This is a genomic window from Ruegeria sp. BI12 (genome assembly GCF_056537985.1).
In genome coordinates, this window is the sequence record NZ_JBQFSL010000003.1 from 12,903 (window position 1) to 24,906 (window position 12,004).

10 protein-coding genes are annotated in these 12,004 nt (G+C 58.1%); 4 read left to right on the plus strand and 6 right to left on the minus strand.

The genetic code is table 11. From position 1 onward, the window contains the following. Window positions 1-5: 5 nt before the first annotated feature. The 5 genes from ACR0AK_RS18990 to ACR0AK_RS19010 are packed head-to-tail and all read right to left on the minus strand — an operon-like array spanning window position 6 to window position 5,131. Window positions 6-554: a cytochrome c oxidase subunit 3 gene (locus tag ACR0AK_RS18990; protein ID WP_480794547.1), complete on the minus strand. Its 549-nt coding sequence runs from the start codon at window positions 552-554 to the stop codon at window positions 6-8. Next, window positions 551-2,473, minus strand: a complete 1,923-nt coding sequence (locus ACR0AK_RS18995) for a nitric oxide reductase activation protein NorD (RefSeq protein WP_480794548.1) — start codon at window positions 2,471-2,473, stop codon at window positions 551-553. The genes ACR0AK_RS18990 and ACR0AK_RS18995 overlap by 4 nt, the downstream gene beginning before the upstream one ends. 9 nt (window positions 2,474-2,482) lie before the next feature. Then, on the minus strand, window positions 2,483-3,298 hold the full coding sequence (locus ACR0AK_RS19000) for an AAA family ATPase (protein ID WP_480794549.1): 816 nt from the start codon (window positions 3,296-3,298) through the stop codon (window positions 2,483-2,485). After that, the gene (locus ACR0AK_RS19005) at window positions 3,298-4,665 is read right to left on the minus strand and encodes a cbb3-type cytochrome c oxidase subunit I (RefSeq protein WP_170562312.1); all 1,368 of its coding nucleotides are present in this window, start codon (window positions 4,663-4,665) and stop codon (window positions 3,298-3,300) included. Before ACR0AK_RS19005 ends, ACR0AK_RS19000 begins: the two co-directional genes overlap by 1 nt. A 16-nt stretch (window positions 4,666-4,681) precedes the next feature. Further along, a complete protein-coding gene (locus tag ACR0AK_RS19010; RefSeq protein WP_480794550.1) occupies window positions 4,682-5,131 on the minus strand; it encodes a c-type cytochrome in 450 nt (149 codons plus the stop codon). Window positions 5,132-5,435: 304 nt separating this feature from the next. On the opposite strand from ACR0AK_RS19010, the gene ACR0AK_RS19015 reads away from it, so the two are divergent. Continuing rightward, on the plus strand, window positions 5,436-6,485 hold the full coding sequence (locus ACR0AK_RS19015) for a Hint domain-containing protein (protein ID WP_480794551.1): 1,050 nt from the start codon (window positions 5,436-5,438) through the stop codon (window positions 6,483-6,485). Between the two features lie 27 nt (window positions 6,486-6,512). Here the strand turns inward: ACR0AK_RS19015 and ACR0AK_RS19020 are convergent, their stop codons facing one another. Then, on the minus strand, window positions 6,513-7,691 hold the full coding sequence (locus ACR0AK_RS19020) for an NnrS family protein (protein WP_480794552.1): 1,179 nt from the start codon (window positions 7,689-7,691) through the stop codon (window positions 6,513-6,515). Window positions 7,692-7,925: 234 nt separating this feature from the next. Between ACR0AK_RS19020 and ACR0AK_RS19025 the strand changes: the two genes are divergently transcribed. From ACR0AK_RS19025 to ACR0AK_RS19035, 3 genes are all read left to right on the plus strand, one after another. Further along, window positions 7,926-9,602 carry a cytochrome D1 domain-containing protein gene (locus ACR0AK_RS19025; protein WP_480794553.1) on the plus strand — a complete coding sequence of 559 codons (1,677 nt, stop codon included), beginning with the start codon at window positions 7,926-7,928 and terminating at the stop codon, window positions 9,600-9,602. A 124-nt stretch (window positions 9,603-9,726) separates the two neighbouring features. After that, window positions 9,727-11,514: a NapC/NirT family cytochrome c gene (locus tag ACR0AK_RS19030; RefSeq protein WP_480794554.1), complete on the plus strand. Its 1,788-nt coding sequence runs from the start codon at window positions 9,727-9,729 to the stop codon at window positions 11,512-11,514. Between the two features lie 55 nt (window positions 11,515-11,569). Then, window positions 11,570-11,971 carry a cupredoxin domain-containing protein gene (locus tag ACR0AK_RS19035; protein WP_480794555.1) on the plus strand — a complete coding sequence of 134 codons (402 nt, stop codon included), beginning with the start codon at window positions 11,570-11,572 and terminating at the stop codon, window positions 11,969-11,971. Window positions 11,972-12,004 lie beyond the last annotated feature (33 nt).

A 12,004-nucleotide genomic window follows, 5' to 3' on the forward strand; every position in this document is an offset into this window, starting at 1 on the left:
GCTCGTTACCCCAAAAGGTAGATCACTGGAAACAGCATGATCCAGACCAGATCGACCATGTGCCAGAACTGCGCACCTGCCTCGATGTTACGGACATCGTCGCGACAGGCAACGAGCAGCAGGATACCAACTCCTGCCAACACATGTGCGGCGTGAAACCCGGTCAGCAGGTAGTAGAACATAAAAAACGGGTGGGTCTCAAACGTGATCCCCTGCGCCGCTTTTCCCGTGTATTCGATACCTTTGATGATCAAGAACACGCCCCCCAACAGGGCAGAACCGATCAGGGCAAGACGCGCGGCGCTACGGCGTGCCGTCCTGCGCCAGTGCAACGCCTGAGCAGCAAGAAATCCCGAGGTGACCAGCACCGCTGTGTTGAAGGCAGCACCGGTACGATACAGGTGCGACTGCGCCTCGGCAAAACCAGCAGGATCGGTCAGGCGGATGCCCATGAAGGCGATAAGGCCCGCCCCGAAAACCAGTAATTCCGAGATAATGAGCACCCACATCAATAATTCACCCGGAAGCTCTTCAATCAGGGACGTATCGCTCATGCGCCGACCAGTTGGCGGTAAATTTGTGGCAATGCCATTGTCAGGCGGTGCGGGTCGGGGATGACGGCGAATCCGCCCTGCCCAAACATACGCGGGAACCAGCTTTTGCCGGATTTGTCGATGGTGACGCCGAACACCGATTGACCCACACGGCGTGCTTCGCGGACGGCTTGCCGCGTGTCTTCGATACCGTGGCGGCCTTCGTAGTGGTCAAGATCGTTGGGCTTTCCATCAGTGATGACCAGCAACAGGCGGCGTTTGCGCGACTGCGCTGCCAGTTCGGCCGAGCAATGGCGGATCGCGGCCCCCAACCGGGTGTAGTGGCCGGGGCGCAGCGAGGCGATGCGTTGTTCGACCGTCATTCCCATCGGCTCATCAAACCGTTTGCAGCGTTGAACAAAAACACGCTGACGTTTCAGTGAACTGAAGGCGTGAATGGCGAAATCGTCGCCACAAGCGTTCAAGCCCCAGGCTAGCGCGGCCAAAGCTTCGCGTTCGATGTCGATGACTGCACGGCCAGTGACGGCACTTTCTGTTGAACGGCTGACATCCAACAGGATCGAGACCGCCAGATCGCGCGCTTCGGGACGGGATTGCATCCAGATACGCTCGGTTCCTTCACCATTTGCACAGCGATCGACCTGCGCCCGCACGGCGGCCTCGATATCCAGTTGATCCCCATCCAGATGCCCGCGTGTCATGATACGACCGGGGCGCAACGCCTCGAACTGGCGCTTGACCGCGCGGATACGGCGGGCGGTGGCTGGGTCCTTGCCAAACTCGGCCGCGTCTTCGCGGATATCTGCATCCGAGTGCAGAACATTGACGTGATCGGGCAGATAACGGCCCGTACGCACATCCCATTCGGGATAGAGGGTACGGCCCGACAAACGTTCTCGGTTCACGTCCTCGGGTGCGAGGTCGAGATGCAGTTTCAGCTTGGTGGGCGGCGCCTTGGAGATCTGCCCAAGGCCAATCTCTTCCTGATCGTCAGCGGCTTTTTTGGCGTTGTCTGGATCGTCGTCATCGATGCGCCGGTTTATGTTCAGGAACTCGGCCCAACTGAGGATCGCCTCGAACTTGTGTAGGATAAAGCTGTCGCTGCGGGACGCCTGATCGGATTTGCGACGGCGGGCACGGTGAGTTTTCTCGCCGGATTCTTCGGGCGGACCCTCGGTATCGGGATTTTCGACCTCGTTATGTTCGGAAAAGCCAACCGCACGCAGTTCGGGCCACAGTGGGACCGGGCGCATCGGTTGATAGCCGCGCGGTGCGGTCAGTTCATCGTCCATCGCTAAAAGGTTTTCGGCCTGTTCCGACAATCCGGCCCGATCGCCCAGACTGTGCCGGATCAGCTCTTCGACAGCCGCCTCGACAGGCGGAAGGTTGGGAGTGTCGCGTTGAAGCAGAACACCTTTGCAAAGCTCGGTGTAAAGCGGGCGAAGGCCCGGGGCGCCTTCCAATGTCGCCTCAACCATGCTTTGCGCAGCGATCAGCGCTCGCAAATCGGCCCGCAGCGGGTCATATTCGTCAATTCGTGTTCCGGCATGCGCGGCTGCGGCCGCCAGCCAGATATACAATGCGCCGTTTGCCTCGCGCACTGGAAAAACCGCCAGACGGTCCGGCAGGCGCAGCACTTCACCATCAAACGAGGCGCGCGGCATCAATTCCACCTCGGCTCCCAAACGGCGGCGCCAACTCAGGCGGTGGTGTGAAACCTCGGGTGAGACCGGGCGCAATTCGACGCCCGGACTACCCCCAAGCCCTCGGAAGAGGACGGCCAGCCGCCCCGCGACCTGTGACAGGTCGACCGCGGCTCCATCATGCACTTGGGGTGCATCGAGGCGGCTGGCAAGGGTGTGCCACAGTTTCCCGATCGTTTCTTCGGGTTCCCATGGCTCAAAGTCGATCTTGACCATCGGCCGGCCTCACCCAAAGACAGCCGTGACAAGATCGAGGAGCCCGCGTTTGATATCCTCGTCATCAGTCAGAGGTTCGATCATTGCGGCAAGGATGGCGCGGTCGGTGGACATGCCCTGTGCGATCAGCGTCGCGGCATAAACGACCAGACGGGTGGAAACGCCTTCCTCAAGATCCTGACCCTTGAGCCCGCGCAGTTTGCCTGCAAGGCGCACCAACGGCTTGCAGCGTTCCAGCGGCAGACCGCTTTCCTGCGCAACGACTTCGGCCTCCATCTGGGGCGACGGAAAGTCGAACTCCAGCGAGATGAACCGCTGGCGGGTCGAGGGTTTCAGGGTTTTCAGTATATTCTGGTATCCGGGATTGTATGAGGCGACCAGCATGAAACCGGGGGCAGCCTCAAGCTCTTCGCCGGTGCGGTCAATCGGCAGGATGCGTCGGTCGTCGGTCAGCGGGTGCAATACAACAGTGACGTCCTTGCGGGCCTCGACCACCTCGTCGAGATAGCAGATTGCACCTTCGCGCACCGCGCGGGTCAGGGGGCCATCAACCCAGACGGTCTCTCCGCCCTTCAGCAGGTAGCGCCCGATCAGGTCAGCGGCGGCCAGATCATCGTGGCAGGCAACGGTATAAAGCGGGCGGCCAAGACGAGCGGCCATATGGGCCACAAAGCGTGTCTTGCCGCAACCCGTCGGGCCTTTCAGCAGGACCGGCAGGTCGTTGTTGTAAGCGGCAGTGAACACATCACATTCATCGCTTTGGGGCAGGTAGAAGGGGGCGTTTGCCGCCCCCTCGCTCAGTTGCAAGGAGCCATCCATATTCATCACTCCGCTGGGGTTTCTGCAGCGCCCGGCTCGATGATCTCTTTGCGAGGCACCCAAACCGAGTAGATGAACAACAGCGCACCAAGGACCACCACAACGCCGGACCCAAAGCGCATCCAGTAGAAGATGGCGATCTGGTCTTGCACGTCCATGAAATAGTCGCCGATCACGCGTTGCATGTGTGTTTGCACGGTTCCGCCGAAGGTCAGCACAAAGGTCATGAAGACCATGCCGCTGGTCATTAACCAGAAGCTGCCCATGTTCATCACCTGATTGTACGGATCACGGTTCTTCAGGATCGGCATCGCATAGCTGAAGATCGCCAGGTTGAGGCAGACGTAGGCACCGTAGAAGGCCAGGTGACCATGCGCGGCGGTGATCTGCGTGCCGTGGGTGTAGTAGTTTACCCCGTGCAGTGTGTGCAGGAAGCCCCATACACCGGCACCGAAGAACGCCAGCGTGGCACAGCCCAGCGACCACAAAAGCGCGGCCTTGTTGGGGTGGTCCCGGCGGCCCTTCCAGACCATGACGAAGGCAAAGGCCATCATCGCGAAGAACGGGATCACCTCGAGGCTCGAGAAGATCGATCCGATCCACTGCCAGTACGCAGGAGTACCGATCCAGTAGTAGTGGTGCCCAGTTCCAAGGATGCCCGAGAACAGCGCGGCCGCGACGATGACATAAAGCCATTTCTCGACCACCTCACGGTCCACACCGGTCAGCTTCAGCATCAGGTAGGCAAGGATCGAGGCCATGATCAGTTCCCACACGCCTTCGACCCACAGGTGGACGACATACCACCAGTATTGCTTGTCCAGGGACAGGTTGCCCGGGTTGTAGAAGGCAAACAGGAACAGCAGCGCCAGACCCCAAAGGCCCAGTAGCAGGATGTTGGTGATCGCGGTCTTCTTACCCTTCAGAACGGTCATCGACACGTTGTAAAGGAAGATCAACGCAGCCACGACGATACCGGCCTTGACCCATTTGGGTTGCTCAAGGAACTCGCGCCCCTCTTTGCCCAGCAGCCAGTTGCCCTCGAACAGGTTGAAGGTATAGGTCAGCACTACGCCCAGTGTTCCGACCACCAGAATGATCAGCTGCAAATAGGCCAGCATGGGCGAATGGATTTCACGCTCGGCCTCTTCCGGGATTAGGAAGTACGCCGCGCCGAAGAAGCCCAGGATCAGCCAGACGATCAGCGCATTTGTGTGCAACATCCGCACAATGTTGAACGGCAGAAGCTCGCTCAGGAAATTGGGCGATACATAGATCCAGCCGGCGATCAAACCACCGATCACCTGGATCGCGAACAAGCCCATCGCTACGGCAAAGTAGGCGTAGGCAATTTTTTGGGATTCGTATTTCATTGCTCCGTTCCCTTTCTCAGCCGGCCTCGTTGGGCGGCCAGTCCTGAGCATCGATATTGTCCGTCCAGATCAGGAAGTTGGTCAGATCACGGATCTCTTCGTCGCTGAGGTTGAATTGCGGCATCTGTCGGCGACCGGGAACGCCGGTAGGCTGTGCCTCCATCCAGCCCTTAAGGGCATCAAAGGCAGATTCCGGGTCATCCAGAACGCCCCAACGGGTCATCACGTTGCCGACCTCAGGGGCAAAGTAAGCCCCTTCACCAAGGATCGTGTGACAATTGATACAGGCGTGTTTTTCCCAGACGTGTTTGCCCCGAACCACACTGTCATCAAGATTCTCGGCATTCTCGGAATTCACGATGTACCAGTGGGAATGGGCGGACAAAGCCAGAAAGATGAGAATAAAGAACAGGGACCCGCCATAGAATATATTGCGCGCCATGCTCTTGGTCATGACTTCTCGCATCGCGCTCTCCTTTGCGCAGATTAGCTAGTGGAGATCAGAATGCAGCGCGGGCAGACGTACCGCCTTAACGAAAGTCAAGACCGGCAGACATCGCCGTAAAGCGCCGGGAACACGTGGCGACAAACCAAATCGAGTGTGACCTTCGGGGAACTATTGCACCTGCATTAGGCCCCATAACCCCAGAATTGCCATTTTAACGCCTTGAAAAACGTCGCCGGACTCAGCAACATTTTTTCGCAAACACTCGGTAGCGTCGCTTTTGCACGGCCTGGCAAAAGCAAAGCACACAAAGGTCTAGGTAACGATGGCAATTAGTATCTACGGTGCATTCCGTTCTGACTCGACGATGTCGACCAGTCAGGCGCAACTCTACCAAGTCAACACTACATTCCAGATCTCGCAATACAGCCAGATCACGATTACCGACGGTGCAGATCCCACGATCATCGACGGCGACAACGTAAACAACGAAGTTCCAAACGACCCAACCCAGACCTATTTGGGACGCGCGTTTGACTGGGACTATACCATCCTTGTCCGGGACACAGACGGCAACACCTACGAAATTGGTGTTATGGATTGGGATAGTAACAATAATGGATTCATTAACACCAATTCCGCTGAACAAGGTTATTTTCTAGGTTTCATCGGTGGAAGCGTCCCCCCGCTGAATACGACGCTGACCATTATCGATCTAACCGACAACGGCCCGAACATTCCGGTTGATACGGTTGTGCCCTGTTTCACCGCTGGCACACTGATCGAGACGCCAGATGGCATGCGCCCTATCGAGGCGCTCGCGGTCGGGGATGAGGTGATGACAATGGATCGGGGTCCGCAGCGTATTCGCTGGATCGGCGCACGCGCATTGACCGGCCAGGAGCTGTCGGAAAAGCCCAAACTTAGCCCGATCCGCATCGCGGCTGGAGCATTGGGACGCGGACTGCCGCAGCGCGATTTATTGGTATCGCCACAGCATCGGATGCTGGTGCGCTCGGCCATCGCGATCCGAATGTTCGACACCAGCGAAATTCTGGTGGCTGCTCATGCGCTTGTTGGCGTTCCCGGCATAACGGTCGAGGAAAACGCAGAGTCGGTCGAGTATTTTCATATGCTGTTTGAACAGCATGAGATCGTCTTTGCCGAAGGCGCCCCATCTGAAAGCCTGTTCGCCGGAGCCGAAGCTCTCAGAACCGTGCCACTTGCAGCCCGGGCAGAAATGCTGGAGCTGTTTCCTGCCCTGGCCACCGAAGATTTTGTGCCGCCATCCGCGCGTCCGATCCCGAGCAAAGGCAAGCAGGTCCGGCACATGGTGCAACGCCACATCAAGAACAGCCGCTCATTAATCGAATGATTTCGATCGTTTTAAACGATAAGGTACCTAGTCTTGCTTCGCGCGCGGTCCTGTCAATGCGGGCCACATCGCAACCAGATACAGCGCAAAAGCAGTGACCCACAGACCGTCTGACAACAGCATCGCAACCAGATAGCCTGAATCCAACTCGGCCCCGATCCAGCGCGACAGGGCCGCCGCCGCCATCAACCCATAGGCCACAACCATCGGTCCGGGTGCGACCAGCGCGCGACCGCTATGTCCGAGCGCCGCGCGACTCATGACCGCCAGTGTCATGCCACCTACGCAACCGATACCCAGAACATGCAGGGCGGCAACCTCATTGCCTAGACCCAGCACCGCCAAGCCCCACAGGATCAGACCCAGCGCCAACATGCCCAGCCCCATATGCAGCGCCAACAGGATCGGTTCACGCGCAGCCCAAATTGTCCGCCACCGAGCCATGCGCAGGATTTGCACAACGCCCAACGTAAGGGCAACAGCCCCGGCAATTTCCCAATCGCCTGAAGGCAGAACGCTTAGCGGCAGGATAAGCGACAATCCCATACCGGCCTTGTTCAGCGCACCGACTGAAACAGGCCAGTCCGCCTCAGACGCCCCGGCGCGTTTCATGGCGTTGCGGGTAAAGGCCGGCGTGATCCGTCCGCCCAGAATGGCTATCATCGCGCAGAGCGTCAGCAAACCCATCCGCAACCCGGATTGTAACGTGTCATCCGTCAGCCCGATCCACTCAAAATGTGTCAGCAAATCCGCGATCCAGATGAGGCTGAGCAACAGTAGGAAAATCATGTTCTGCGGTTTCGGCCGACGGATCAATTGCGTCGCGATCTTGGCTGCAAGGATCGGAACAAACGCAAGGTCGATCACGGCAACCATAACCGGCGGCAACATCCCGGAAAACCACATTGCCATCCGGCCTGCCAACCATATCCCTGCCGCGAGGGCGATGAACCGCGCGCGCGCATCAGGTGCACCGGTCCAGTTTGGCACCGCCGTCAGAAAGAACCCGCCCAACGCCGCAGTGGCATAGCCAAAGATCATCTCATGCGCATGCCACATAGGCGGCGTCATGCCGTAATCCGGCGCCATGTAAGGCACCGTCAGCCACAATCCCCAGACTAGTCCGACAAACAGGCCATACAGCCCGGCGGACAGAAAAAACACGCGGAACCCCTCACCAAAAATACGGGTGATGACTGCGGGCATGGCTGCTCTCCTAGGTCGTTTTTCCAAGCCCTAGCAGCCTGCTTGTTCGCGGCACTTAACCAAAATCAAAACGGCGGAAAACATGTCTCTAAAACACAGATTTTCTGAGGTTTTTTTGGGTGAATTTTTGCATCTCTACCCCGGTTTACGCCCCATCCGTTGACTTTCGTCAAGGAGCCGAAGGCTTCGGTGGGCCAACCTTAGCCCTGCCTCACCAGCAAATGGAGAGTGATCATGTCACTTGGAATCAGCTACAAAAAAACTGGCCGTGCCTTTGGGGTCGGTTTGGCGATGCTGCTGGGCAGCGTCGCTGCTCCGACACTCGCCGAAGAGCCAACCCTTGATAAGGACGCCTTTGAATCGTCAAAACAATTGTACTTTGAACGCTGCGCTGGCTGTCACGGTGTGTTGCGCAAAGGGGCGACGGGCAAAAGCCTTGAACCATTGGTGGAAACGAAAAACGCCGACGGCACCGTGACCGAATCTGGTACCCTAAAACTAGGACAGGAACGGCTCGAAAAAATTATCGCCTGGGGCACCGAAGGCGGGATGAACAACTTCTCGGACGTGATGTCCGAGGACGAGATCAGCAATATGGCAACTTACATCCAGATGGAGCCACCCAAGCCGCCGGAAATGTCGCTTGAGCAAATGATGGCGACCCGTAAGGTCTATGTCGAACCCGAAGATTACCCAAGCGAGCCACTGCATGGCCGAAACTGGGAAAACTTCTTTGTGGTTATCGAACGTGACGTAGGCAAGGTGGCTGTGATCGACGGCGACACCAAGGAAGTGCTGGCGCATATTCCCACAGGCTATGCCGTGCACGTTCTGAAAGCGTCCGAGCACCATAAACTGGAAGAGCCGGAAAACCCAGGCCGCTTCTGGTACACCATGGGCCGCGACGGCAAGATGACCAAGATCGACCTGTGGCAAGAGCCTGAGAATATGCTCGTGGCCGAGGTCACCATTGGCTATGACGCTCGCGACGTGGCCGTTTCTGGTGATGGTAAATACGTGATCGGTGGGGCCTATTGGCCGCCGCATTTCGCGATCGTCGATGCCGAAACAATGGAACCGAAGAAGGTTGTCTCGACCCGAGGCTACAACGTGGACGGTGACTACGTGGAAGAGGCTCGTGTTGCCGCGATCTACACCACTCCGAACGAGCCAACCTGGATCGTAGCTGTGAAGGAGCTCGGCCAGCTCTGGCAAGTGGACTACTCAGACCTGGACAACCTGCGGATCGACAAGATCGACAGCGCCAAGTTCCTGCATGACGGGTTCTTTGATCCAACCGGCCGTTACTTCCAGATCGCCGCGAACGCGTCGAACAAGATGGTTGTGGTCGATACCGAGACCCACAAGCTGGAAGCCATGATCGACACTGCGCCGCTGCCGCACCCCGGCCCGGGCGCCAACTGGGATGATCCGAATTGTGGCCCGGTTGCCGGTACGACCCACCTGGGCGAAGGCACTGTCACTGTGTGGGGCAACGACCCCGAGGGTCGTCCGGATGACGCATGGAAAGTCTGCTACGAGGTGGAAACCGACGGACCCGGTCTGTTCATCCGGACACACCCGGAATCAGATTATATCTGGGCCGACCAGACCAAGCACCCCGAGCCTGAAGTTCAGCAATCGGTGCAGGTCATCGACAAGGCAACTGGTGAGATCGTGAAAACGATCCAGATCACAGAAGAGGAAGGCAACGTCGCCGTCCACTTCGAGTTCAATCAGGACGGTTCCGAGGTTTGGGTTTCCAAGTGGAACCGCTCGACCTCGAAAGAAGCGAACGGTGAGATCGTGATCTACGACGCCAAGACGCTGGAAGAGATCGGCCGCGTGAAAGGGCTGTTTGCACCGACCGGAAAATTCAACGTCTACAACCGGTCAAACCACGTCACTTGACGGTTTCGCAACCAACTTCGGAAAGGGCGGGCCCCTCGCCCGCCCTTTCCTCGTTTGTTCACTCAGCCAAACTCACCGGCCTGCCATCCAAGGCCAGACAAGACAGCCAAAACGGAGCCCGGACATGACTTCCGAACCGGATAAGAAAAAACCGATCTGGCGCCGGTATTTCCTGTGGGGAATGCCCGTGGCCGGTATTGCCGCAGCCTTTGTCGGCGGCATCATCTTCTGGGGTGGTTTCAACACCGCCATGGAAGCAACCAATACCAAGGAATTCTGTATTTCGTGTCACGAGATGCGCGACTTCGTCTACGAAGAATACACCGGCACCATCCATGACGTGAACCGGTCTGGCGTGGGCGCCGTCTGTTCCGACTGTCACGTACCCAAGGACTGGACGCACAAGATGATCCGCAAGATCAAGGCATCCAAAGAACTGTACGGCAAGGTGGTTGGCACCATCAACACCCGTGAGAAGTTCGAAGCCAAACGCGTGCATCTGGCGATGAATGAGTGGGAACGGATGAAGGCCACTGACTCGCGTGAATGCCGCAACTGTCACGACTTTGAATCGATGATGCCTGAATTCCAGAAACCCCGCGCGCGTCAACAGCACCTGAACGCCATGACCGTGGGCCAAACCTGTATCGACTGTCACAAGGGGATTGCGCACTCGGACGCCCGCGACCGGGCCGACGAAGAGTATCTGGAAAAACTCGAAGCACCTAATCCGGACTTTATCCGCCAGATCCCGCCGGAATACATGGCGAGCCTTGAACGGATCGAAGCCAAGGAAGCCGCAGAAGCCGAGACCGAGAAAGCCGCCAAACAAGCGCAACATGAAGCCGTGCAGACTCAGATCGCAGCGGCGGTGGATGCGGCTTTGGCCGAAGAACGCGCCAAATCCAACGGTGAGGAAGCAGCGGCGCCCGCAAGCGTGGGTGGTGATGATGTCGGCGCGGATATCGACTGGAACGCGGTTGCCACGGCCGATTTGAAACTGTTCTACCCCGGTCAGGCTTCGTTTGAATGGGTCCAGAATGGTAAATTCCACGGTGGTGCCCGCCCTCTGACCAAAGGTGGAGACCAGTGTACGACCTGCCACGCCAAAGAGCTGGACACGATCGGCAATAAGATTGTTGCAGGCGGCGAATTGGAACCGACACCGATCCCCGGCAAACGCGGCGTAATCGACGCGACCGTTCAGGCAGCACATGATGACGAAAACCTGTATGTCCGCCTGCAATGGCCGGATGCAGGCCACAACCCTGCACCCTTCGTGGATGGCGGCAAAATGGACCCCAACAACCAGATAAAGGTCGCCATGATGATCACCGGCACCGGAATCGAGTTGGGTGATCAGGTAGGCTGCTGGGCCTCATGCCACGCCGACAACAGCTATATGCCCTTTGACCCCGGCGCGGATGCGATTGCCGCCAATGGCGACGTCGCAGGTCGCATGTCCGCGCAGGACACCGTGACCAAGTACATCAGCGAAAGCCGCACGGATGTCGAAATCAAAGGTCGCCGTGGCAAGGCACTAGGCGGTTGGGACAAGCTGGAGGCCGAAGCACAGATCGAGCAGTACCTGGCCGACGGCACCTATCTTGACCTGATGCGCGTCTACGCCGATGGCAGCGCGACAAACGGCTATCTGCTGGAACAGCGCGTTGTTAATGACGGTGAAATCGCCGCCTCGGCGAACCTGTCCGGTGGCATGTGGACCGTGGTCTTTACCCGGCCGCTGAACTCGGGCTCGCCGGGTGACGTCCCGCTCGAGTCCGGCCAGACCTATACAGTTGGTTTTGCGATCCATGACGATTTCGCCGCCGCCCGGTTCCACCATGTCACGCTGGACACCAGCCTGGCATTGGACGACGACGCCGCCTTCATCAATGTGGTCAAACAATAGCGGATTGGGGCCGGGCACTCCGGCCCCACCCCATTTTGGAAAGGAGACTTGGACGATGAAACCCCAACACCTTCTTCCTGCCCTGCTTTTTCTGTCCGCGCCCGCATGGGCCGAGGACACTGTCGAGCTGTGCGCCGAAGCCGAAGACCGGTATCTCACGCTTTTTGGCCAGCCAACCTCGGCGGTCGAGGACGCCGAAGTAGTGCTGATGTACAAATACAATTTCTGCCCAACCGAACTGACCGTGAAGGCCGGCACCACTGTCCGGTGGGTCAATGTCGACAAGCGGACCAGCCACTCGGTCCTGCTTAAGGATGGCAGCGAACCTGAAAGTGACAGGCTGTTCCCCGAGGAAACGGTCGATCTGACATTCCTGACACCCGGCCCGCAGGAATACCTTTGTGGCCCGCATTGGGAAACGCAGAACATGATCGGAATGGTCACCGTCGAACCCTGAGCCGAGGCAAGTAAACAGGCAAGAAGCAAGGAG